General features: G+C 59.7%; 26 protein-coding genes. 14 read left to right on the plus strand and 12 right to left on the minus strand.

Annotated features, from left to right (window positions below; genetic code table 11):
- Positions 1-6: 6 nt before the first annotated feature.
- Together rplM and zapE are read right to left on the minus strand one after the other, a co-directional pair.
- On the minus strand, positions 7-435 hold the full coding sequence (rplM, locus tag BN1130_RS10415; RefSeq protein WP_042019612.1) for a 50S ribosomal protein L13: 429 nt from the start codon (positions 433-435) through the stop codon (positions 7-9).
- A gap of 268 nt (positions 436-703) precedes the next feature.
- Positions 704-1,798 carry a cell division protein ZapE gene (zapE, locus tag BN1130_RS10420; RefSeq protein ID WP_042041893.1) on the minus strand — a complete coding sequence of 365 codons (1,095 nt, stop codon included), beginning with the start codon at positions 1,796-1,798 and terminating at the stop codon, positions 704-706.
- A 139-nt stretch (positions 1,799-1,937) separates the two neighbouring features.
- Between zapE and BN1130_RS10425 the strand changes: the two genes are divergently transcribed.
- The 12 genes from BN1130_RS10425 to BN1130_RS10480 all read left to right on the plus strand — a co-directional run bounded on the left by BN1130_RS10425 (position 1,938) and on the right by BN1130_RS10480 (position 12,873).
- On the plus strand, positions 1,938-2,318 hold the full coding sequence (locus tag BN1130_RS10425; RefSeq protein ID WP_042041894.1) for a Z-ring associated ZapG family protein: 381 nt from the start codon (positions 1,938-1,940) through the stop codon (positions 2,316-2,318).
- A gap of 81 nt (positions 2,319-2,399) precedes the next feature.
- A complete protein-coding gene (locus BN1130_RS10430; RefSeq protein ID WP_042041895.1) occupies positions 2,400-3,758 on the plus strand; it encodes a DegQ family serine endoprotease in 1,359 nt (452 codons plus the stop codon).
- Between the two features lie 110 nt (positions 3,759-3,868).
- On the plus strand, positions 3,869-4,993 hold the full coding sequence (gene degS / locus BN1130_RS10435; protein ID WP_042041896.1) for an outer membrane-stress sensor serine endopeptidase DegS: 1,125 nt from the start codon (positions 3,869-3,871) through the stop codon (positions 4,991-4,993).
- 328 nt (positions 4,994-5,321) lie between these two features.
- Positions 5,322-5,693: a transcriptional regulator gene (locus BN1130_RS10440; protein WP_042041897.1), complete on the plus strand. Its 372-nt coding sequence runs from the start codon at positions 5,322-5,324 to the stop codon at positions 5,691-5,693.
- Positions 5,694-6,059, plus strand: coding sequence for an SFCGS family glycine-rich protein (locus BN1130_RS10445; RefSeq protein ID WP_005891061.1), 366 nt, complete (start codon positions 5,694-5,696; stop codon positions 6,057-6,059).
- The gene (locus BN1130_RS10450) at positions 6,059-6,355 is read left to right on the plus strand and encodes a DUF4312 family protein (RefSeq protein ID WP_042041898.1); all 297 of its coding nucleotides are present in this window, start codon (positions 6,059-6,061) and stop codon (positions 6,353-6,355) included. The genes BN1130_RS10445 and BN1130_RS10450 overlap by 1 nt, the downstream gene beginning before the upstream one ends.
- Positions 6,356-6,379: 24 nt before the next feature.
- Complete coding sequence (locus BN1130_RS10455) at positions 6,380-7,156, plus strand: DUF4311 domain-containing protein (protein ID WP_042041899.1); 777 nt, start codon at positions 6,380-6,382, stop codon at positions 7,154-7,156.
- A 10-nt stretch (positions 7,157-7,166) separates the two neighbouring features.
- On the plus strand, positions 7,167-7,817 hold the full coding sequence (locus BN1130_RS10460) for a DUF4310 family protein (RefSeq protein WP_042041900.1): 651 nt from the start codon (positions 7,167-7,169) through the stop codon (positions 7,815-7,817).
- A 50-nt stretch (positions 7,818-7,867) separates the two neighbouring features.
- Positions 7,868-9,004, plus strand: a complete 1,137-nt coding sequence (locus BN1130_RS10465) for an amidohydrolase/deacetylase family metallohydrolase (RefSeq protein WP_042041901.1) — start codon at positions 7,868-7,870, stop codon at positions 9,002-9,004.
- Positions 8,988-10,103: a DgaE family pyridoxal phosphate-dependent ammonia lyase gene (locus BN1130_RS10470; RefSeq protein WP_042041902.1), complete on the plus strand. Its 1,116-nt coding sequence runs from the start codon at positions 8,988-8,990 to the stop codon at positions 10,101-10,103. Before BN1130_RS10465 ends, BN1130_RS10470 begins: the two co-directional genes overlap by 17 nt.
- The gene (dagF, locus tag BN1130_RS10475) at positions 10,103-10,843 is read left to right on the plus strand and encodes a 2-dehydro-3-deoxy-phosphogluconate aldolase (RefSeq protein WP_042041903.1); all 741 of its coding nucleotides are present in this window, start codon (positions 10,103-10,105) and stop codon (positions 10,841-10,843) included. The genes BN1130_RS10470 and dagF overlap by 1 nt, the downstream gene beginning before the upstream one ends.
- Before the next feature lie 125 nt (positions 10,844-10,968).
- On the plus strand, positions 10,969-12,873 hold the full coding sequence (locus BN1130_RS10480; protein ID WP_042041904.1) for a BglG family transcription antiterminator: 1,905 nt from the start codon (positions 10,969-10,971) through the stop codon (positions 12,871-12,873).
- An 18-nt stretch (positions 12,874-12,891) separates the two neighbouring features.
- On the opposite strand, the gene npr is transcribed toward BN1130_RS10480, so the two are convergent.
- From npr to BN1130_RS10530, 10 genes are all read right to left on the minus strand, one after another.
- Positions 12,892-13,164 (minus strand): PTS phosphocarrier protein NPr, encoded by a 273-nt coding sequence (gene npr / locus BN1130_RS10485; protein WP_005891045.1) that lies wholly within the window; start codon positions 13,162-13,164, stop codon positions 12,892-12,894.
- Positions 13,165-13,183: 19 nt separating this feature from the next.
- On the minus strand, positions 13,184-14,050 hold the full coding sequence (gene rapZ / locus BN1130_RS10490) for an RNase adapter RapZ (RefSeq protein ID WP_042041905.1): 867 nt from the start codon (positions 14,048-14,050) through the stop codon (positions 13,184-13,186).
- Positions 14,051-14,097: 47 nt separating this feature from the next.
- Positions 14,098-14,544, minus strand: a complete 447-nt coding sequence (gene ptsN / locus BN1130_RS10495; RefSeq protein WP_042041906.1) for a PTS IIA-like nitrogen regulatory protein PtsN — start codon at positions 14,542-14,544, stop codon at positions 14,098-14,100.
- Positions 14,545-14,546: 2 nt separating this feature from the next.
- Positions 14,547-14,834 (minus strand): ribosome hibernation promoting factor, encoded by a 288-nt coding sequence (gene hpf, locus BN1130_RS10500; RefSeq protein ID WP_042041907.1) that lies wholly within the window; start codon positions 14,832-14,834, stop codon positions 14,547-14,549.
- A 21-nt stretch (positions 14,835-14,855) separates the two neighbouring features.
- Positions 14,856-16,295 carry an RNA polymerase factor sigma-54 gene (locus tag BN1130_RS10505; RefSeq protein WP_042041908.1) on the minus strand — a complete coding sequence of 480 codons (1,440 nt, stop codon included), beginning with the start codon at positions 16,293-16,295 and terminating at the stop codon, positions 14,856-14,858.
- A 65-nt stretch (positions 16,296-16,360) separates the two neighbouring features.
- Positions 16,361-17,086 (minus strand): LPS export ABC transporter ATP-binding protein, encoded by a 726-nt coding sequence (lptB, locus tag BN1130_RS10510; RefSeq protein ID WP_042041909.1) that lies wholly within the window; start codon positions 17,084-17,086, stop codon positions 16,361-16,363.
- A 3-nt stretch (positions 17,087-17,089) separates the two neighbouring features.
- On the minus strand, positions 17,090-17,614 hold the full coding sequence (gene lptA, locus BN1130_RS10515; protein WP_042041910.1) for a lipopolysaccharide transport periplasmic protein LptA: 525 nt from the start codon (positions 17,612-17,614) through the stop codon (positions 17,090-17,092).
- The gene (gene lptC / locus BN1130_RS10520) at positions 17,601-18,161 is read right to left on the minus strand and encodes an LPS export ABC transporter periplasmic protein LptC (RefSeq protein WP_042041962.1); all 561 of its coding nucleotides are present in this window, start codon (positions 18,159-18,161) and stop codon (positions 17,601-17,603) included. Before lptC ends, lptA begins: the two co-directional genes overlap by 14 nt.
- A complete protein-coding gene (gene kdsC, locus BN1130_RS10525) occupies positions 18,161-18,715 on the minus strand; it encodes a 3-deoxy-manno-octulosonate-8-phosphatase KdsC (RefSeq protein WP_042041911.1) in 555 nt (184 codons plus the stop codon). Before kdsC ends, lptC begins: the two co-directional genes overlap by 1 nt.
- Positions 18,715-19,710, minus strand: coding sequence for a KpsF/GutQ family sugar-phosphate isomerase (locus BN1130_RS10530; RefSeq protein WP_042041912.1), 996 nt, complete (start codon positions 19,708-19,710; stop codon positions 18,715-18,717). The genes kdsC and BN1130_RS10530 overlap by 1 nt, the downstream gene beginning before the upstream one ends.
- A 206-nt stretch (positions 19,711-19,916) precedes the next feature.
- Between BN1130_RS10530 and mlaF the strand changes: the two genes are divergently transcribed.
- The gene (gene mlaF, locus BN1130_RS10535; protein ID WP_042041913.1) at positions 19,917-20,717 is read left to right on the plus strand and encodes a phospholipid ABC transporter ATP-binding protein MlaF; all 801 of its coding nucleotides are present in this window, start codon (positions 19,917-19,919) and stop codon (positions 20,715-20,717) included.
- Positions 20,717-21,496, plus strand: a complete 780-nt coding sequence (mlaE, locus tag BN1130_RS10540; protein ID WP_042041914.1) for a lipid asymmetry maintenance ABC transporter permease subunit MlaE — start codon at positions 20,717-20,719, stop codon at positions 21,494-21,496. Before mlaF ends, mlaE begins: the two co-directional genes overlap by 1 nt.
- The last annotated feature ends 6 nt before the right edge of the window (positions 21,497-21,502 follow it).

A 21,502-nucleotide genomic window follows, 5' to 3' on the forward strand; every position in this document is an offset into this window, starting at 1 on the left:
TCCCGATTAGATATCCAGTACTTGAGGTTGCTGAGCAGCATGAGCATGCTCGGCGCCTGCGTAAACTTTCAGTTTACGGAACATGGCACGGCCCAGAGGACCTTTCGGCAGCATGCCTTTGATAGCAGCTTCGATTACCATTTCCGGTTTACGCTTGATCAGCTTGTCGAAGCTGATTGACTTGATACCACCCGGGAAACCGGAGTGAGAATGGTAGATTTTATCGGTAAATTTCTTACCGGTAACATGCACCTTCTCAGCGTTTACAACGATGATGTAATCACCGGTGTCAACGTGCGGAGTATACTCAGCTTTGTGCTTACCACGCAGACGAGAAGCAATCTCAGTTGCGATACGACCCAGAGTTTTACCTTCTGCGTCCACAATGTACCAGTCACGTTTTACGGTTTCTGGCTTGGCAACGAAAGTTTTCATTAAGTTAAACCCAATTACCTGTTACAGACCCAATTGCTTATGGGGGCTCGCCCACAAGCAACAAACGATGGCCTACCTGTACCCCTTCGAATACAAGTAAAGCTTTAAAGTATTGCTGTCTTATCGACAGCTGTAACGTGGGCCGGGCGATTATAAGTGAAGTTGCCTTAAATATCACCTGCTAATTTCACTGCCATGACGCTAGCAAATGTCGCCCGACCCTACCTGCCGCAGATGCCCATCCGACTGGCAGGCGCGGGTATTGTGACTAAGGAAGGTGCACTCTGGCAAGGTATTCGTGCGATTGCATCTCCTGGAGCCGTGAAAGACAGCGCTTGAACTCGAAGCTGAGCAAGCCTCCGCTGTAGAGTTCCGCCATGGGGACGGCTGCCGACATGATGAGCTTGACGTGACGCTCATAGAACTCGTCAACCATGGCAATGAAACGCCGGGCTGCATCGTCCGACCCCGCCCCCATTGGTTGTACCTCGGCCAGCAGCACGGTATGAAACAGCCGTGACAGCTCGATGTAATCCCCCTGAGAGCGGGCGCTCCGACAGAGTTGATCGAAGCTGATGTAGAGCAGTCCCTCCTCGGCCCCCAGTGTCTGCAACTGACGATGATTCACTTCGATGGCCAATGGCACTGGTTGCTTCTGCCCGGTCAGTTGCTGGAAATAGCGCTCCAAGTTCAATCTTGCTTCCCCGTCGAGGGGATGGTGATAGATCTCGGCCTGCTCCAACGTCCGCAGCCGGTAATCGACTCCCCCATCGACATTGAGGATCTCGCAATGCTGTTCGATCAACGCGATGGCTGGCAGAAAGCGCGCCCGTTGCAGCCCATTGCGGTAGAGATCCTTGGGGGGAATATTGGAGGTCGCCACTAGCACGACACCGTGGCCAAACAGCGCCTGAAACAGGGTGCCCAGCAGCATGGCATCGGTGATGTCCGAGACAAAAAACTCATCGAAACAGATGATGTCTGTCTCGCTGGCCAGCTTGCTGGCAATGAGTTCCAGTGGATCGGCCTGACCGGTCAAGCCGCTGAGTTCATCATGAACCCTGTGCATGAAACGGTGAAAATGCACCCGTAACTTACGATCCCCGGGCAGGGCGTCAAAAAAAATATCCATCAACCAGGTCTTGCCCCGGCCGACCCCACCCCACATATATAATCCCTGGACAGGCGTGACGGCTTGCGGTTTTTGCAACCAGCCCAGCCAGCCACGGGATCTGGTCGGAGTCGGGGGAGCGCACAAATCCTGATAGAGTCGCTCCAGATGTGCCACTGCCATCGCCTGGGCCGGATCGGCCTGAAAATCAGAGCGTTGCAGATCTTGCTGATATTTTTGCTGCGGGGTCATCCTGTCAAACGTCTCCAAGTCCCTGAATAGAGGACAAAAGGGTATCACGGCCCCGGGGTGCACGGTATAGTGCCACCAGGGTTGACGGCCATTCTGGGCCATCATCCACATGTTGAATTAGCTGTAACAAGGAGCATCTATGAGTCTGTTAAATGGGATCCTGCTGGCCGTTGCCGCCCTGATTATCGGCGTCCTGATTGGTCGTTTCTCGGTACGTAGCCGTGATGCCGGTCGCCTCGAGCGCGAACTCAGCACGGCCCGCAAGGACATGGAGAGTTACCAGGGCCAGATCAACACTCACTTTGCCGACAGCGCCGCCCTGATGGAGCAGCTAGCCGAGCATTACCAGACCCTCTACCGCCACATGGCCGAACAGAGCAAATTCCTGGCCAAGGCCGAGGAACCCCTGTTCCGCGAGCAAGAAGTCGAACCGACACAAGTCAAGGATGAAGAGAGCCAGGGTCTGCCTCCGCGGGACTATGCCGGTAGCGCCTCAGGCCTGCTCAAGCAATCCAGCTGACACTTTCCTGGAACTAATTCCTTGATCCGTAGTCAGATTCTTGGCAAAAGCACTGTCAATTAACTGGGAGCTGTTATTCATATGCGTAAACCTCTTTCTCTGCTCAGCGTGCTAGCCCTCAGCGTCGGTATCGCCATGTCTGCGGCCCCTGCCCAGGCGGCACTGCCCTCCCTGATGGGAAATCAGGAGATCCCGAGTCTGGCCCCCGTGCTGGAACAGGTGACTCCTGCTGTGGTCAACATCTCTGTCTCCGGCAAGAAAGTCACCAGACAGCGTCTGCCCGAGCAATTCCGTTTCTTCTTCGGCCCCAACATGCCTGATGAACAGGTCAGCGAACAGCCTTTCCAGGCGCTCGGCTCCGGGGTCATCATTGATGCCAAGAAAGGCTATGTGATCACCAATGCTCACGTGATCCACGAAGCGGACGAGATCAAGGTCAGCCTCAAGGATGGCCGCGAATTCACGGCCAAGAAGATCGGCGAAGACAAGCAGTCCGATATCGCCCTGCTGCAGATCAAGGCGGATGACCTGACGGCCATCAAGCTGGCTGACTCCGACGAACTGAGAGTCGGGGATTATGCCCTGGCCATCGGCAACCCCTTCGGCCTGGGTCAGACCGTCACCTCAGGCATCGTCTCCGCCCTGGGGCGCAGCGGCCTGAACATCGAGAACTTCGAAAACTTTATTCAGACTGACGCGGCCATCAACTCGGGCAACTCGGGTGGCGCCTTGCTCAACCTGCGTGGCGAGCTGATCGGCATCAACACCGCCATCCTGGGTCCGAATGGGGGCAACATCGGCATTGGCTTCGCCATTCCATCCAACATGGTGCGCGACCTGTCCGATCAGATCATCAAGTTCGGTGAAGTGCGCCGTGGCCAGCTGGGCATCACAGGTGCCGAGCTGACCTCGGATCTGGCCAAGACCTTCGGCTCAACCAAGCAGAATGGTGCCTTCGTCAACCAGGTCATGCCGGGCTCCTCCGCCGACAAGGCTGGCATCAAGGCCGGGGACATCATCTCCAGCATAGATGGCAAGCCCATACGTTCGTTTGGGGAACTGCGTGCCAAAATCGCGACCATGGGTGCCGGCAAACAAGTCACCCTGGGCATAGTGCGTGATGGCAAGGAGCAGAGCGTCAAGGTCACCCTGAAACAGGCCGATGACAGCGAGGTGCGTGCCAGTGCCCTGCATCCGGCTCTGGAAGGCGCCAAGCTCAGCACCACCACAGACCCCGTGGCGGGTGTTGCCGTCTCCGAGATAGATCCGCGCTCTCCGGCAGCCGCTTCCGGCCTGCAGAAGGGCGACATCATCATCGGGGTCAACCGGCTGAGAGTGAATGCCCTTGCCGACCTGACCAAGGCGTTGAAGAACAAGCCGGATGTGCTGGCCCTCAACATCCAGCGCGGCGACTCCTCGCTCTACCTGGTGATCCGCTGATCCCTTCATGAGCACGCATTAACCCCCATCACCCGCGACCCAGGTCGCGGGTGATTTTTATGCACCGTTAGTGTTATTCTCTGCTGGCAGCGAGCCGCAATGAGAATGAAATGAAAATCCCACCTCTGATCAGTTACTTGGGCAAGTCAGTCGCCTTTGGCCTCACGGTCGCGGCCCTATTGCTGTTGTTCTTCCCCAGCCTCAGAGGCGGTGCCCTGCTGCCCGACCTCATCAGTAACAATCGGGAGATGAGCTTCTCCTATGCCGCCCACCGCGCAGGTCCTGCCGTGGTCAACATCTACACCCGCAGCTTCGCTGGCAATCGTGGCGAGAAGGCCGAGCTCAGGCCTCAGGGGCTGGGCTCCGGGGTCATCATGAACCCCCGTGGCCATGTGCTGACCAACTACCATGTCATCGCCGATGCGGACCAAATCATTGTCGCGCTGCAAGATGGCCGGGTGTTCAGCGCCGAGCTGGTCGGTACCGACAAGCTCACCGATCTTGCCGTGCTCTATATCGAATCAGATAACCTGCCGGTGATCCCTCAGGATCCCGATCTGCGCCCGGACGTCGGGGACGTGGTGCTCGCCATCGGCAACCCCTATAACGTCGGCCAGACCATCACCCAGGGCATCATCAGTGCCACCGGTCGCCTCGGCCTTTCCAGCATGGGGCCCGACAGCAATGGCCGCCAGGATCTGCTGCAGACCGATGCCGCCATCAACGAGGGCAACTCGGGGGGGGCCCTGGTCAACGCCAATGGCAATCTGGTCGGTATCAACACCGCCGCCTATCACCTGAGTGGCAACCAGGAGAGCTATGGCATCAGCTTCGCCATCCCCTATCGCCTTGCCAAGCGCATCATGGACGAATTGATCAGCAATGGCCGGGTCATCCGCGGCTACCTCGGCATCTCCAGCGTCGAAATCAATCCCATCGTCGCGCGCATGATGAACCTTGGCGATCTCCGCGGCCTGGTGGTCGAAAGCCTGGACCCTGCCGGTCCTGCTGCCAAAGGGGGTATTCAGCGCGGTGACGTGCTGCTCAAGATCAACGGCGAGGCCATCAGCGGCGTCCGTGCCGCCATGGATAAAATTGTCGAGAGCCGACCCGGCGCCCAGATGAAGATCTCGGTGATCCGCGACGGCAAGCCCCTCGAACTGACGGTCACCATAGAAGAAGACCTGCGCTACCAGAACCAGCAAGGCAGCACCAGCGCAGCCAGCGCCAGCTGACACTTGCCCTGCGGCGGACGGGACTCATACCGTCCGCCCCTTCACCTCCATGCCCTCGCCATCCTCCTTCCCTGATGTGAACAGGGTCACACTTCCTGCACCCGGCTTCGCCACGGCCTACGCCACCGGGGTGTGAGGCGGCTCACATCCTCGGGCCCCTTGACGCCCATTCCCCGGATCCAGTTCAAGAAAACCCTCCCCTCAACGCCGATGATGGCGAATTTCCATTTGCTTGTGGAAAAAGCCTGCCTCCCTGTCCATTCCGGGGAGGCATAGGGTAAGCCCATGTCTCGTCGTCACCATCTCGTTGTCATCAGGAGAGAAGACTTTGCAAGCAAGTAGCCACAACCTCACCCCGGACAGCCCACAAATAGGGCGCAAGAGTACCGATACCCTGGCCAGAATCTATCCTCTGCTCGCCGAGCGCGGCATAGTCCCCAATGACGTCCAGCAGCAGATGCTCGCCTCCCACGTCAAGGCCATGGTGTGGCGCTCATACAGTGGTGAAGCACTGCCGGAGGTTGATCTCTCCCTGTTTGACGAGATCTCCCCCCTGTCCCTGCGACTGGCCGAACAGGTCGTCGCCTGGCTGGATAATCTGGCCTATGAAGAAGCCCATCTGTTGTCTGTCCACTTCGAAGTGGCCAAAGAAAACGAACTCAGCTCAGCTGCTCGACCAGTAACCACAGGAGATAACTAAATGTCAGCCATCAAACTCGTGATTGGAGATCGTCTCGGCAAGGGCCAGAAAGTCGGCGCCGGTGCCAGTGCAGCCGGGGCAGAGGTCACTGTCATCCCCGGTATGGCCGCGGACATGAAGCTCGGTGATGTGATGAACAAGGAGCAGGCGGATCTGGGCATCTCCTTCTGCGGCAGCGGCGGCGCTGGCGCCATCACGGCCCAGACCAAGTACGGCTACAAGTGCCGCTATGGCATGCGCTCCGTCGAAGAGGGGGTCACCGCCATCAATGATGGCTGTGTGGTGCTGGGCTTTGGTTTCATGGACAAGGAAGAGCTGGGTCAGAAGCTGATTGAAGCCTTCGCCAAGAAACACGGTCGCGCCTGATGCAGCACCAGTTCACCAGCCAGGTGGTCGTGAGCGGCAAGGGGGCCACCCGGCAACAAGCCTTTGCCGCGGCCCTCAGCAAGGTGCAACAGAATCTGCTCAAGGAGACAGAGCAGGTGCTGCTGCGGGTTGAACCCCTCGCGGTCAAGGTACTCAAGGCGGAAGAGTCGATTCGGGTCGAAAAGTTCCTGTTCTTCTTCCTGCCCCGGACGCGACACGAATTTCGGGTCGAACTCGAGATCCAGGTCAGCATCAACGCGATCGATACCCGGCAGCTGGACTTCACCCGGGTGTAACGCAATTCACAAAGGATAAATTGCATGTTTCTCATCATTTTTATCAAGTCGCTGATCATCGGTGGCCTGGTAGGCGTCGGGGTCGGGGCCGGAGCGGCCCGCATGTTCCACGCGCCGACCGTGCAGGGCATGGGGGCGTTTCGTACCCTGGGAGAGCTCAACTCCTGTGAAGGGGATCCTGCCTCCCACTTCTCCTTCGGCCTCGGCTTCTTCTTCAACGCCTGGGCCTCGACCGTGGCGGCCGGCGCCTTCACCCAGGACGTGGATCACCGCATCATCCCGCACTGGGCCACTGCCGTGCTGATGATCAAGAACCGGGATCTCGCCACCACCTTGCACGATCCCAAGAAGATGGCCATCGCCGGCGGCATCATTGGTGCCATCGTGGTCACCTTCCTCAACAGCACCGCCGCCGCCGTCCCCGAAGCCTTGCAGGTGACCGCCGTCAAGGTGCTGGTGCCCGCCGCCAACCTGCTGGTCAACACCATCATGCCGGTGATCTTCTGGCTGGCAGCCATAGAGGCGGGCAAGAAGTCCGGCTTCTGGGCCACCATCTTTGGGGGCCTGGCCCAGCTCATCATGGGTAACGCCGTACCGGGTCTGGTACTCGGCATCCTGATCGGTAAAGGGGTCGAAGAGAGCGGCTGGAACCATGTCACTCGCGTGATGATGACCGCCATCGTGCTGCTGTTCGTGCTGAGCGGATTCTTCCGCGGCTTCGACATGAAACTGATTGAGTCTTTCCACATGGGTATCCCCCTGTGGCTGGATAATGTCCATAACCTGCTTAGCAGCAAATAAGGGCTATCCCATGGATGAGAAACTGAGAAACAACTTCTGGTATGCCGACTGGTCCTTCCCCATCTTCGTGGGGCTGCTCTCGGCCGGTGTCTTTGCCGGTACCCACATGTACTACCTCTACGGGGTGGGTGCCTTCAACGAAGTGGCCTTCGTCTCCATGCTGCGCGCCGGCATTGATACCGGCGTCTACGGTGCTGTCGCCGCCTTTGGGGCCAGCTTCCTGTTCGCCCGCATCATCGAAGGCTCCCTGGTGGGGATACTCGATATAGGTGGCGCCATCCAGACCGGGGTTGGCTTGGGGATCCCGGCGCTGCTGATGGGCGCGGGCATCATGTACCCGGTGGAGAACTTCGGGGCGGCTCTCGCAACCGGCATGGCCGTGGGGGTCATCATCGGCGGCCTCATCATACTGGCCCGTAAATTCACCGTGAACCAGAGTGACTCCACCTACGGGGCGGATGTGATGATGGGGGCCGGCAACAGTTCAGGCCGCTTCCTGGGCCCCTTGATCATCCTCTCCGCCATCGGGGCTTCCATCCCCATCGGCCTGGGATCCCTGTTTGGTGCCCTGCTCTTCTACCTCTGGGGCAAACCCATCACGGGGGGGGCCATACTCGGCGCCATGCTGCTGGGCGCCTTCTTCCCGATCGCCATCTCCTGACCCTTCTGTTCGCCACCCGGGGGTGGCGAACAGAACCTGCGAGGCATCCTATGTACGACATCATCTTCAGACGAGCACGCCTGGCCTGCGGCGACCTGACCGATGTGGCCATCGCGGCTGGCAAGATTGCCGCCCTCGGTCAGCTTGACAAGGCCCACGCCAGCCGCGAGCTGGATCTCGGTGGCAACCTCTATCTCAGCGCTGGCTGGATAGACTCCCACACCCACTGTTACCCAAGGTCCCCCATCTATCAGGATGAGCCGGACAAGGTAGGCGTCGAGTCCGGCGTCACCACCGTCATCGATGCCGGCAGCACCGGCGCCGACGACGTGGATGACTTCCAGGCCCTGACCGCCCATTGTCAGACCCGGGTCCATGCCCTGCTCAACATCTCCCGTATCGGTCTGCTGCGCCAGAATGAGCTGGCCAACCGCGCAGACATCGACCCGGCCCTGGCCCAGGCAGCCATCCGCCGTCACCCGGACTTCATCGTCGGTATCAAGGCTCGGATGAGTGGCAGCGTGGTGGGCGAAAACGGTCTGGAACCCCTGCGTATCGCCAAGCAGATCCAGCGCGACAACGGCAACTTGCCGCTCATGGTGCATGTGGGCAACACCCCGCCGGACCTGGATGAGCTGGTCGCCCTGCTCGGCGACGGGGATCTGCTGACCCACTGCTATAACGGCAAGCCCAATCGCATCCTAACCCCGGCCGGGGAACTCAGGCATTCCGTGCGCAGCGCCATGACCCGCGGCCTGCTGATGGACGTCGGCCACGGTGGTGCCAGCTTCAGTTTCGAGGTGGCGGAGCAAGCCATCAAGGCTGGCGTGCTGCCGGACACCATCAGCTCGGATATCTACTGCAAGAACCGCATCAAGGGCCCCGTCTACAGCCTGGCGCACGTCATGTCCAAATTCTTGGCCATCGGCCTGCCCCTGGAGCGGGTCATCTCCTGCGTCACCGACCGCGCCGCCGATGCCCTGCGCCTGCGCGGCAAGGGGCGCTTAAGCCTGGGGGCCGATGCCGACCTGACCCTGTTCGAGCTAGCCCACCAGCCGCGCCTGTTCGCCGATACCGAGGCGCAGCACCGCAGCGGCGACCACCAGCTAATGCCTGTTGCCGCCCTGGTCGCGGGCAAACTGACTCTGACTCAACATGGGGAATCTCATCATGTCTTCCGTCTATGAAAAATATGATCTCAAACCTGTGATCAACGCCTCCGGCCGCATGACGATTCTCGGGGTCTCGACCCCGGAACAAGAAGTGGTCGAGGCGGTCAACTTCGGCTTGGATCACTACTTCGAAGTGAAGGATCTGGTCAACAAGAGCGGCGCCTATATCGCCCGCCTGCTGGATGTGGAAGACGCCGTGGTGGTCTCCTGCGCCTCCGCAGGCATCGCCCAGTCGGTGGCCGCCATGATAGTGCGCGGCGATCCCTACCGCCTGGAGCAACTGCACGCCCACCCGCATCAGGTGCCAAGCGAAATCGTGTTGGCCAAGGGCCATAACGTGAACTTCGGCGCCCCGGTCGGCACCATGATCAATCTGGGCGGCGGCAAGCTGGTCGAGGCGGGCTATGCCAACGAATGCTCCCCCGCCCAACTGGCCGCCGCCATCAACCCCAATACCGCCGCCATCCTCTATATCAAGTCTCACCACTGCGTGCAGAAGAGCATGCTGTCGGTCGCAGAGGCAGTCGAGGTGGCCCAGGCTCACCAGTTGCCGCTCATCGTCGATGCGGCGGCCGAGGAGGATCTGCAGCTCTACTATCGACTCGGCGCCGATCTCGTCATCTACAGTGGCGCCAAGGCGATCGAGGGCCCGACCAGCGGCCTGGTGCTCGGCAAGCGTCAGTATGTGGAGTGGGTCAAGCAGCAGAGCAACGGCATAGGTCGCGCCATGAAGGTGGGCAAGGAGGGGATCCTCGGCCTGACCCACGCCATCGAACGCTATCTCGTCAAAGAAAAAGAGAGCGGCGCCGCCATGGTCGCCAAGATGACCCCCTTCATCGAGCGGCTCAATCAGCTACCGGGCGTCAGCGCCAGAACGGTGTGGGACAGTGCCGGACGCGACATCGCCCGCACCGACATCGCCTTCGACCACGCCAGACTCCCGATGAATACGACCCAGCTGGTGCAGCGCCTGCAACAGGGCAACCCGGCCATCTACTGTCGCGGCTACAAGGCCAATGAAGGCCATATCGAGATAGATGTGCGCAGCGTCAGCCCTGCCCAGCTCGATCAGATCCATACCGCCATCGCCCAGTTAACCCAGGAGACCCGCTGATGTCCCTTATTCCCAACTACTACCGTGACCGTGTCTGCCTCAACGTGCTGGCCGGCTCCAGGCAAAACGCCGTCGATGTCTATGAAGCCGCCGAGGGCCATGTGCTGGTCGGCGTGCTCTCCAAGAACTACCCGGATGTGCCCTCCGCCGTCGCCGACATGAGTGAGTACGCGAAGCTTATCGACAACGCCCTCTCCATCGGCCTGGGCGCAGGGGATCCCCGCCAGTCCGCCATGGTGGCCGAGCTGGCCCGCCAGCTGCAGCCCCAACACGTCAACCAGGTGTTCACCGGGGTCGGCGCCAGCCGGGCGCTGCTCGGTCAGAGCGAGAGCCTGGTCAATGGTCTCATCTCCCCGACCGGCACCCCCGGCATGGTCAAGATCTCCACCGGCGCCCTCAGCGCGCAGCAGGCCGATGGCATAGTGCCCATCGATACCGCCATCGCCCTGCTCAAAGACATGGGCGGCAGCTCGGTCAAGTTCTTCCCCATGAATGGTCTCGCCTACCGGGATGAGTATGTGGCGGTGGCCGAGGCGTGCGCCCGCCATGACTTCTGGCTGGAGCCCACCGGCGGCATCGACCTCGACAACTTCGAGGAGATAGTGCGCATTGCCCTGGAGGCCGGCGTCACCAAGGTGATACCGCACATCTACAGCTCCATCATCGACCAGGCCAGTGGCGAGACCCGCCCCGAGGATGTACGCACCCTGCTCGCCACCGTCAAGGGCTTGCTGGCTTGATATCGCCATAGCCCCTGGTTAACACCCAACCCGACCCAGCTGGTCGGGTTGGGTTATTGAATGATTTGTCGATATGATCCCATCCCTCATCCCCTCATGGCCAGATCGGAGCGACCCAGACCCCTATGAAGTTTCCCACTCCCCGCCTGAACCAGTTGCTGGATGCCCTGCGCGATCAAGCCTTGCCCCAGGAGGAGCTCGCGCGCCAGCTGCAGGTCTCGACCCGCACGGTGCGCACCGATGTCTCTACCCTCAATGAGCTGATCGCCAACCACGGTGCCCACCTCATTCATCAGCGTGGTGCCGGTTATCGGCTCAAGATCTACAACCAGACGCTCTTCGATGCGCTGCTTGCCAGCCGCCAGCAGGAGGCGAGCCTGCCACGCACCAGCCGGGAGCGGGTGTTGCATCTGCAGATCATGCTGCTCAGCGCCGAGCAGGGGATCAGGCTGGAAGACCTGGCCGATACCTGGTATCTGAGCCGGGCGGCACTGCAGGGGGACATGGCCGAGGTGCGCGAGCGGTTGGCTCACTTCGGGCTGACCATAGAGAGCAAGGCTCGCCTCGGCATGCGCATCCAGGGCGAGGAGACGGCGATCCGCGCCTGCCTGACCCAGTTGCTCTATCAGGAGCTGCTCCATAACACCCAGTTGCAGAGCCTGCTGCCCACCCTCTGCCCCAGCAAGACCCTGGAGGTGCTCGGCAATCGGATCCACGAGCAACTCAGCCGCCACCAGTTGCGGCTGACCGATGAGGGGTTGCAACAGCTGACCATCTACTGCGCCGTCGCCTTGCTGCGTCTCGCCGCAGGGCATGAGCTGGCCCAGTTCGATACCGAAGACTTGACCGACAGCATGTTGACGGCGGCCGAAGCCATCTTCGCGCAACTGCCCAGCCTGACCCGGCCGGGTGCAAGCGAGCTGGCCTGTCTGGCCATCCAGATCCAGGCACGGGTCATTGCCGACAATCCCCTGCTCAATCCGGTCATGGCCGCTGAGAGTGAGCGGCTCGTCAGCCATCTGCTCGATTATATCCATCAGCATTTCCCCTATGACCTGCGCCACGATGCCCAGCTGCGCGGGGATCTGCTCACCCACATCAGCACCATGCTGCTGCGGGTCAAATACCAGATAGGCAGTCACAACCCGCTGGCCGAGCACATCAAGCAGCACTACCCCCTCGCCTACGACATCACCCTTGCCGCCATCTCCGAGTGGATCAGGCAGACCCCTTACCGGCTCACCAACCACGAGATTGGTTACCTGGTGATCCACATAGGGGTCGGGCTGGAGCGTCACTACGACATCGGCTACGAGCGTCGCCCCCATGCCCTGCTGCTCTGCGATGCGGGCAATGCCACCTTCCGGGTACTGGAGGCCAGCATCAGACGTGAATACCCGCAACTGAGGTTCACCAGCCTGGATTCGGTGCGCGACTACGAGGCCCTGGACAGGCTGGATCAGGATTTCGTGATAAGCACGGTACGGGTGAGCGAGAAGGGCATCCCAGTGGTACAGGTCAACCCTTTTCCGACCCAGTATCAGCTGGAGCAGCTCGGCAAGCTGGTGCTGATCGATCGCACCCGCCCCTACCTGCTCGACAAATACTTCAGCGAGCGCCACTTCCTTATTCTCAATGAAGCCATCAGCCAGAGTCAGCTACTGATGCGAGTCTGCGAGCAGTTGGAAGCGGAAGAGATGGTCGAGGCCGGTTTTCGCGCCTCTCTGTTCGAGCGCGAGCACATCGTCTCCACCATGCTGGGGGAAGGGATAGCCCTGCCCCACTCCCTCGGCCTGCTGGCCAAGCGTACTTGTGTCTATACGGTGCTGGCGCCACAAGGCATAGAGTGGGGCAACGGCGAGAGTGCCAGCCTCATCTTCGTGCTGGCCATCAGCAAGGGGGACTATGAGGAGGCCATGGGCCTCTACGATCTCTTCATCAGCCTGATGAACGAGAAGGCCAGCAAGAGTCTGCTGGCCTGTGAAAACTTTGCCAGTTTCAAGGCGCTGGCACGCACCGGGCCCCGCTAACCAGGGGAGTGGCCGGCCCTACTCCTCGTTGAAACCCGAGGTGAACAGCGCCACCACTGCGGCCAGGGCCGCCTCTTCCTGGGGCCCTTCGGCCTGCACTTCCACCTGCTTGCCCTGGGCAGAATCCAGCATCAGCATGCCGATGACGCTATCGGCATCGGCCTCGACCCCCTCTTCGTTACGCAGCAGCACATGGGCATCGAACCCCTGTACCAGCTCGAACAGCATCATGGCCGGGCGCGCATGCATGCCCAGCTTGTTCTTCACTTCTACCGAGGCGGAAACTGTCATCTGACCTCCCGTTGGGCCATCAATGTTGCGGATCGCGTTTGTCCAGGGTGCGATGGCGGATCTGCACGTTCTTGCCGAGCCCCTCGAAGGTGCGAGCCAGCTGTTCGGCGATAAACACCGATCTGTGCTGGCCACCGGTACAGCCAATGCCGACCGTGAGGTAGCTGCGGTTGTTGCGCTCCAGAGCTGGCAACCAGGTCGCCAGCATGTTCTCTATCTGCAGGGTGAACTGCATCACGTCCGGCTGACTGGCCAGGTAGCGAGCCACGGGCTCGTCCTTGCCGGTAAAGGGCTTGAGTTCGGGGATCCAGTGCGGATTGGGCAGGAAGCGGGCATCGAACACGAAGTCGGCATCCTTGGGAATGCCATATTTGAAACCGAACGACTCGAACACCAGCACCAGCTCGTTCTCTTTCTTGCCGAGCACCCGGGTCTTGATGAGCTCGCTCAGGTCATGGATGCTGAGGCTTGTGGTGTCGATGCGCAGGTCGGCGCTGGCCGAGATAGGCGCCAGCAGATGGGTCTCTTCACGGATCGCCTCGTCCAATGAGAGACTCTTGCGTGACAGCGGGTGCAAACGGCGACTCTCGCCATAGCGCTTGAGCAGGGTGCTGTTCTCGGCATCGAAGAAGAAGCTGCTGTACTGCACCCGGCCATCGTTGCGCACCTGGGCGAGCAGCGTCTCTAGCCGCTCCGGATCGCTGGGCAGATTGCGCACGTCTATGCTGACCGCCAGCTTGTCGTACTGACTCTGTACCGACACGATCAGCTGGGGCAATAAATTGACCGGCAGGTTGTCGACACAGTAATAACCGAGATCTTCCAGCACCCGCAGGGCGACTGTCTTGCCCGACCCGGATCGGCCACTGACTACGATGAGCTGCATCTTGCGCCCTCCCACAACAAGGATTGATTAGAGCTGAGTGATGCCCATCAGGCGGAGATCATGATCTGGTAGAGATCATCATCGCTGCTGGCCTGGCGCAACTGGCGGCACACCGCCTTGTCACCGAGCTTGGATGCCATCAGGGAGAGGGTCTTGAGGTGCTGCTTGCACTCGCTCTCCGGCACCAGCAACGCAAACAGCAGATCGACGGGCTGATTGTCGATGGAGTCAAAGGGGATGGGTTCTGCGAAGGTCATCAGGACGGCCGTTGGCGGGAACTCGTCGCCGATACGACCGTGGGGAATGGCGATCCCGGCACCTATGCCGGTGCTACCCATCTTTTCACGGGCAAGCAGACATTCAAACAGGGCCTGGCGTGAGGTTCCCAGCCGCTCGGCGGCCAGTTCGCTGATGATTTCCAGGGCGCGTTTCTTGCTGGTACAAGGGACCGCACTCTTGGTGCAGTCCCGACTCAGTATGTGTTCAAGTTGCATAGTTATTTTTGATTTAGCTTGTCTTTGTGCTTGATGATCTGTCGATCAAGTTTGTCGAGCAGGCTATCTATCGCAGCATACATATCTGCATGTTGTGAGTTGGCGAACACTTCGCCCCCGCTGACGTGTAGCTTGGCTTCGGCAATCTGGTTCAGTTTTTCTACGCTCAACACCACGTGAACATTGTTGATCTGGTCAAAGTGACGCTCGAGTCTGGCAAACTTGTTATTCACATAATCACGTAGTGCTTCGGTGATCTCTACGTGGTGTCCGGTCAAGTTAATTTGCATAACGTCTTCCTTTTGTTTTGCCTAAACCAGGCGTTTGCGCTGATTGGACGGTGGTATCAACAAGGATTCACGGTATTTGGCGATCGTGCGTCGTGCCACCATAATACCCTGTTCGGCCAACAAATCCGCGATCTTGCTATCACTTAACGGTTTCGCCGGGTTCTCCGCCGTCACCAGCTTCTTGATCAGGGCGCGAATTGCAGTCGATGAACATTCACCTCCTCCTTCGGTATTGACGTGGCTGGAGAAAAAATACTTCAGTTCGAAGATGCCGCGCGGGGTATGCATGTACTTCTGGGTAGTCACCCGGGAAATAGTCGATTCATGCATCTCCACCGCCTCGGCGATGTCGTTGAGCACCATGGGTTTCATGGCCTCTTCGCCATATTCAAAGAACCCCTGCTGCTGCTCCACGATGCAAGTGGCAACTTTCAGCAGCGTCTCATTGCGGCTCTCCAGGCTCTTGATGAACCATTTTGCATCTTGCAGATGGGAGCGAATGAACTGGGTATCCTGGCTGGTGCGCGCCTGGCGGGCCATGGCCGCATAGGTTTCGTTGACCCGAATGCGCGGTGCCGAATCCGGATTGAGCTCCACCACCCAGCGATTCTGACGCTTGATGACGGACACATCCGGGATCACATACTGGGAGTCACTCTGCACCACCCTGTTGCCGGGTCTGGGCTCGAGTTGCTGGATAAGGTCGATGACCTCCTTGAGATCCCCCTCCTTGAGGCGGGTCTTGCGCGCCAGGGTGCGATAGTCACGATTGCCCAGCAAATCCATGTGCTCGCCAATCACCTCCCGCGCCTCGGCCAGCCAGGGCAGATCGGGACTGAACTGACCCAACTGGATCAGCAGGCACTCTTGCACCGAACGGGCGGCGATGCCCACGGGATCGAAATGCTGCACCCGCTTGAGCACGGCTTCCACCTCGTCGAGCTCTACCTCAACCTCTTCGCTGCTCACCGCCTGCCGGATATCCTCCAAGGGACTGGTCAGGTAACCGGACTCATCAATGCCATCGATGATGGCCAGGGCGATGGCGGCATCGACATCGCTAAAGGGGGTGAGTCGCATCTGCCACAGCAGGTAGTCCTGCAGGTTTTCGGTGGTTTCCCCCTGGTAGACGCTCTCTTCCCCCTCAAAGACGGGCCCCGCACTCTGGCCAGTACCGGCCGAGTAGACATCATCCCAGCTGCTGTCGACCGGCAGATCGTCCGGCATCTGTTCCTGCGCCATGGCCTCGCTGCTGTCGAGCTGACTCTCGTCTTGCTTGACCTCGGCATGGGTCTCCTGCAGCTCGGCCTCTTCTTGCTCGAGCAGGGGGTTGTTATCGAGGGCTTGCTGGATCTCCTGCTGAAGTTCCAATGAGGAGAGCTGGAGCAGACGAATCGCTTGTTGTAACTGTGGCGTCATGGTCAATTGCTGACCGAGGCGCAACTGGAGTGTCGGCTTCATCTACGTCGGGATATCCTTATATTCAGCGAGGCGGTCATCAGGCAGCAAAGGGTGATTTCCCCTTACTATAGACTGAATTGATCGCCCAAATAGACACGCTTGACCTGTTCATCGGCCAGGATCTCGGCGGGAGTGCCTTCCGCTATCATCTGGCCATGGCTGACGATATAGGCCTTCTCGCACACGTCCAGCGTCTCCCGCACGTTGTGGTCGGTGATAAGCACACCCAGGCCCCGCTCCTTGAGGTGCTGGATGATCTTCTTGATGTCGATGACGGAGATGGGATCTACCCCGGCAAAGGGCTCATCCAGCAGGATGAAGCGCGGTTCGGCGGCCAGGGCACGGGCTATCTCGACTCGGCGTCGCTCGCCACCGGACAGGCTCTGGCCCAGGTTGTCGCGAATGTGGGTGATGCTGAACTCTTCCAGCAGTTGCTCAACCTTGTCTTCACGCTCCTCCCGACTCAGCCCCTTGCGGGTCTGCATGACCCCCATGAGGTTGTCATAGACGGAGAGGCGACGAAAAATGGACGCTTCTTGCGGCAAGTAACCGATGCCATTGCGGGCACGGATATGCATGGGCTGCAGGCTGATGTCCTGCTCATCGATGGTGATGAGGCCCGCATCGCGCTGCACCAGGCCGACGATCATGTAAAAAGAGGTGGTCTTGCCCGCACCGTTCGGGCCGAGCAGACCCACGATCTGGCCAGTGCCCACTTCCAGGCTGACATCACTGACCACCATGCGCTTCTTGTAGCTCTTCTGCAGCCCTGCTGCTTTCAACACGGCCATGGTTTATTTGTCCTGCTTCTTGTCGGCGGGCTTGTCGAAGTTCTCAACCTGATCAGGCAGGAAGACCGTCTTGACGCGATTGGTCTCCCCCTTGCTCTCGGCGATCATCTTCTGCTTGACGATGTCATAGCGAATGAGGTCGCCGTTGACCTGGCTGTCCTCCTGCTTGAGTTCACCGTTGCCGGTAATGGTCACCAGGCGGTTCTTCAGCTCATAGCGGATGCTGTCACCGTGCGCATTGACCGGCTTGCCGTTATCGAGGATCTGGAAGAAGGTGGCGGGCTTGCCATAGGCGGTCATCACCTCGGCACCCTTCTCGCCGGAGCGGATCACCACGACCTTGTCGGCCTTAATCTTGATGGTGCCCTGGGTGATGATCACATCGTCACTGAAGGTGACGCGATTATCCTGCATCTCGGCGATCTGCTTGACGGCGTCCACATACACCTTCTCGGCGAAGTCGGACTCTTTGGCGTTGACGCCGCCGCACAGCAGCAGTGCCAGGACGGCCAGATTAACGTTTTTCATTGAAATAGATGGCATGACCTTGATCCAGTAATTCGAAATATTTGCGATCCAGATGACCCTTCAGGCCCACGCCCTCGGTCTGGAACTCTTTGGCGACTATGTTGACCTGCCGATTGCTTCTCACATCCTGGGTCACCAAGTCCAGCTCCAGATAGGGTGTGTCCAGGGTGGAGATGAAGGAGGTGGGCAAGAGGCCATCGAGATGGACCTTGTCGCGCAGTATCACGTTGTCGTCCGTGTTGAGCACTCCCGTCTCGGCGGTCACCTTCCACTCTTCCTGACCCTTGTCATCAAACAGATAGACGATGGGCTTGTCGAAGGTAGCCTGCTCGAGCAGCTGAAAATACTCGGCATAGACAGACTCCAGCCGCTCGCTGCGCTTGCCTGTCTCGTCGAAGCGGGTGGTCACCAGATCCTTGGCGATGAAGTCCGGCTGATAATGTTCTGTCTTGGTCGCGGCTGGCGGCGCCAGGGTCACGTCTCCCAATTGCCAGATGGCCAGGGCAGCCAGGAAGAGCACGGCGAACAGCAAGGTCTGGCGATTGATCATGCCGACACCTCGGCCAGCTCATCTGCATGGCCCTGAGCCTGCAAGATGAGATCGCACAACTCGCGTACCGCCCCCAGGCCGCCACCCAAACGGGTGACCAGATCGGCCCGGGCCGCAACCAGCGGATGAGCATCGGCAACTGCGACCCCCAACCCACAGGCCTGCATCACCGGCAGATCTATGGTGTCATCCCCCATATAAGCGGCCTGGTTGGCCTCCAGGCCCAGTTTGGCCAATAGCGCCTCAAAGTGAGGCCGCTTGGTGTCCGCCCCCTGTACCAGATGCTTGACCCCCAGACTCGCCATCCGGTTGCTGACGATGCGCGAGTTGCGGCCGGTGATGATGGCAATCTCAATCCCCGCCTTCATCAAGGCCTTCATGCCTGCCCCGTCCCGGGTGCAGAAGGTCTTGAGCTCTTCGCCATCGTTGCCCATATAGATGAGGCCATTGGAGAGTACGCCGTCCACGTCGCACACCAGCAGGCGTATACGGGCAGCCTTCTCATACTGGGCTGCCGTCACTGGGCCATAGGGCGTTGCAATCTGTTGCATCAAATCACTCCCGCCTTAAGCAGATCGTGCATGTTGAAGGCACCGAGCGGTCGTTTGTCCGCATCAACTACCAACAAGCCATTGATTTTTTTCGTTTCCATCAGCTTTACCGCCTCGGCGGCCATCATCTCTGGTCTTACGGTAACACAGTTGGCCGTCATCACCTGCGCGATAGGCGTGCTGTGAATATCGACCCGCAGATCCAGGATGCGGCGCAGGTCACCATCGGTAAACAGGCCGGCCAACAGGCCGTCGCCATCGACCACGGCCGTCATGCCGAGCCCCTTGCTGCTGACTTCCAGCAGAGCCTGGCTGATGGTGGCATCTATCCCTACCCGGGGCAACAGATCTCCGGCATGCATCAGATCGCCAACCCGCAGCAACAGGCGCTTGCCCAGGGATCCCCCCGGATGGGAGAGCGCGAAGTCATCGGCGGTGAAGCCACGGGCTTCCAGCAGAGCCACCGCCAGAGCATCTCCCATGACTAAGGTAGCCGTGGTGCTGGAGGTCGGGGCCAGTCCCAGGGGGCAGGCCTCTTGTTCGACCCTGACACAGAGGTGCACATTCGCCTCTTTGGCCATGGTCGAGGCTGGATTGCCGGTCATGCAGATGAGCGGTATGCCCCGGCGCTTGAGTACCGGCAGCAGGGCCAGGATCTCGTCGCTCTCCCCGGAGTTGGAGATGGCAATGATGAGATCCCCTGCCGAGATCATGCCAAGGTCCCCATGACTGGCTTCGCCAGGATGCAGGAAAAAGGCCGGGGTACCCGTACTGGCCAGGGTAGCGGCAATCTTGTTGCCGATGTGGCCGGACTTGCCCATGCCAGTGATGACTATCTTGCCCCCGCAGCCCAGCATCAGCTGGCAGGCACGAACAAAGGTCTCGTCCAGATACTGATGCAAGCCCTCGATGGCTTGTTTCTCTATGTCCAGCACCGCTTTGGCACTGCGACGAAAATCGAACATTTCAGACAGGTTTTCAGGCTTGATAGACATATGGGGAGAGCTCCGGGCCGAAATTAGCTGCGGGATTATAAAAAAGTCTGTCCAGATAAGCGAATCTGATGGTTTCTGGTGAGCATGATGGGGGGCGAAAGGCCGGAAACTGTCGCCGACAGAGGGGACGGGCCTGCTCAATAGTTGTGCCTTGTTGTTGCTTAGACCTAGACTAGCCCATAAAATTCGCTCTTCATTTGCACCCGATGGACAATTGTTTGAACAACGATCTGATCACCATCTCCGATCTCAGCTTCAGTCACGGCGATCGCCTGCTCTACGACAACATCAGCCTCACCATCCCCCGTGGCAAGGTGACCGCCGTGATGGGGCCAAGCGGGATCGGCAAGACCACGCTGCTGCGGCTGATAGGCGGTCAACTCAAACCCGATGCTGGCACCATACTGTTTGACGGTGAGGACGTGCCCAGCCTGTCGCGCGGCCGACTCTATACCCTGCGCAAGCGGATGAGCATGCTGTTCCAGAGTGGTGCCCTCTTCACCGGCATGACGGTGTTCGACAATGTAGCCTTCCCCCTGCGTGAGCACTCCGGCTTGCCCGAGGCGCTGATCCACACCATCGTCATGATGAAGCTGGAAGCCGTCGGTCTGCGCGGCGCGGCATCCCTGATGCCCTCCCAGCTCTCGGGGGGCATGGCCAGACGCGCGGCCCTGGCAAGGGCCATCGCCCTGGATCCGGACCTCATCATGTTCGATGAGCCCTTCGTCGGCCAGGATCCCATCACCATGGGGGTGCTGGTAAAACTTATTCGCGAGCTCAACGATGCCCTTGGCATTACCTCCGTCATCGTCACCCATGATGTCACCGAGGTGATGGGCATCGCCGATTACGCCTATATCATCGCCAATCGCAAGGTCGTGGCCCAGGGCACACCCCAGCAGTTGCGGGAGGATCGCAATCCCGAGGTCGAACAGTTCCTGCAAGGGCTGCCCGATGGTCCGGTTCCATTTCATTTCCCGGCTGGCGAACTGCTACAGGATCTATGATGTTGATAAGTCAAATAACCCAGTTGGGGCGAGCCGGGATCCAGTCTCTGACCGCCATGGGACGGGCGACCATAATGCTGTTTCACGCCCTGGCCGGTCGCCCGCAACCGCGCAAGCACTTCCCGCTGCTCATCCAGCAGCTCTATGTGGTGGGGGTGCAGTCGGTCGCCATCATCCTGGTCTCCGGCCTCTTCATCGGCATGGTGCTCTCGCTGCAGGGTTACAACGTACTGAAAGACTTCGGTGCAGAAGGCAGCCTGGGGCCGCTGGTCTCCCTCTCCCTGCTCCGTGAGCTGGGTCCTGTGGTCACGGCGCTGCTGTTCGCAGGCCGGGCCGGTTCAGCACTCACCGCCGAGATAGGTTTGATGAAGGCGACCGAGCAGCTCTCCAGCCTCGAGATGATGGCGGTAGATCCCCTGCGCCGCGTGGTCGCCCCCCGTTTCTGGGCTGGCGTCATCAGCATGCCGCTGCTGGCCTTCATGTTCAGCCTGATTGGCATCATGGGTGGCAAATTGGTCGGGGTAGACTGGCTCGGTGTCGATGAGGGCGGCTTCTGGTCCGCCATGCAGGCCGCGGTAGACTGGCAGGACGACATCATGCAGGGCGCCATCAAGAGCGTGATCTTCGCCCTGGTTGTCACCTGGATTGCGCTCTTTAACGGTTATGATGCCAAACCCACCTCGGCTGGGATAAGCCAGGCCACGACCCGCACCGTGGTCAACTCCTCCCTGGCCGTGCTCGGCCTGGATTTTATACTCACCGCAATCATGTTTGGATAAGGTAAA

The sequence above is a fragment of the Aeromonas rivuli genome, from assembly GCF_000820045.1.
Classification (GTDB): Bacteria; Pseudomonadota; Gammaproteobacteria; order Enterobacterales; family Aeromonadaceae; genus Aeromonas; species Aeromonas rivuli.

Coding starts and splice junctions, on each gene's coding strand:
- zapE (WP_042041893.1), bottom strand. CDS start 1,798: ATGACCCCGCAGCAAAAATATCAGCAAGATCTGCAACGCTCTGATTTT.
- BN1130_RS10460 (WP_042041900.1), top strand. CDS start 7,167: ATGGATGAGAAACTGAGAAACAACTTCTGGTATGCCGACTGGTCCTTC.
- ptsN (WP_042041906.1), bottom strand. CDS start 14,544: ATGCAACTTGAACACATACTGAGTCGGGACTGCACCAAGAGTGCGGTC.
- BN1130_RS10465 (WP_042041901.1), top strand. CDS start 7,868: ATGTACGACATCATCTTCAGACGAGCACGCCTGGCCTGCGGCGACCTG.
- degS (WP_042041896.1), top strand. CDS start 3,869: ATGAAAATCCCACCTCTGATCAGTTACTTGGGCAAGTCAGTCGCCTTT.
- dagF (WP_042041903.1), top strand. CDS start 10,103: ATGTCCCTTATTCCCAACTACTACCGTGACCGTGTCTGCCTCAACGTG.
- hpf (WP_042041907.1), bottom strand. CDS start 14,834: ATGCAAATTAACTTGACCGGACACCACGTAGAGATCACCGAAGCACTA.
- BN1130_RS10505 (WP_042041908.1), bottom strand. CDS start 16,295: ATGAAGCCGACACTCCAGTTGCGCCTCGGTCAGCAATTGACCATGACG.
- BN1130_RS10530 (WP_042041912.1), bottom strand. CDS start 19,710: ATGTCTATCAAGCCTGAAAACCTGTCTGAAATGTTCGATTTTCGTCGC.
- npr (WP_005891045.1), bottom strand. CDS start 13,164: ATGACAGTTTCCGCCTCGGTAGAAGTGAAGAACAAGCTGGGCATGCAT.
- BN1130_RS10450 (WP_042041898.1), top strand. CDS start 6,059: ATGCAGCACCAGTTCACCAGCCAGGTGGTCGTGAGCGGCAAGGGGGCC.
- kdsC (WP_042041911.1), bottom strand. CDS start 18,715: ATGCAACAGATTGCAACGCCCTATGGCCCAGTGACGGCAGCCCAGTAT.
- BN1130_RS10455 (WP_042041899.1), top strand. CDS start 6,380: ATGTTTCTCATCATTTTTATCAAGTCGCTGATCATCGGTGGCCTGGTA.
- BN1130_RS10480 (WP_042041904.1), top strand. CDS start 10,969: ATGAAGTTTCCCACTCCCCGCCTGAACCAGTTGCTGGATGCCCTGCGC.
- rplM (WP_042019612.1), bottom strand. CDS start 435: ATGAAAACTTTCGTTGCCAAGCCAGAAACCGTAAAACGTGACTGGTAC.
- mlaF (WP_042041913.1), top strand. CDS start 19,917: ATGGACAATTGTTTGAACAACGATCTGATCACCATCTCCGATCTCAGC.
- mlaE (WP_042041914.1), top strand. CDS start 20,717: ATGTTGATAAGTCAAATAACCCAGTTGGGGCGAGCCGGGATCCAGTCT.
- lptA (WP_042041910.1), bottom strand. CDS start 17,614: ATGAAAAACGTTAATCTGGCCGTCCTGGCACTGCTGCTGTGCGGCGGC.
- lptB (WP_042041909.1), bottom strand. CDS start 17,086: ATGGCCGTGTTGAAAGCAGCAGGGCTGCAGAAGAGCTACAAGAAGCGC.
- BN1130_RS10425 (WP_042041894.1), top strand. CDS start 1,938: ATGAGTCTGTTAAATGGGATCCTGCTGGCCGTTGCCGCCCTGATTATC.
- rapZ (WP_042041905.1), bottom strand. CDS start 14,050: ATGCAGCTCATCGTAGTCAGTGGCCGATCCGGGTCGGGCAAGACAGTC.
- BN1130_RS10445 (WP_005891061.1), top strand. CDS start 5,694: ATGTCAGCCATCAAACTCGTGATTGGAGATCGTCTCGGCAAGGGCCAG.
- BN1130_RS10470 (WP_042041902.1), top strand. CDS start 8,988: ATGTCTTCCGTCTATGAAAAATATGATCTCAAACCTGTGATCAACGCC.
- BN1130_RS10430 (WP_042041895.1), top strand. CDS start 2,400: ATGCGTAAACCTCTTTCTCTGCTCAGCGTGCTAGCCCTCAGCGTCGGT.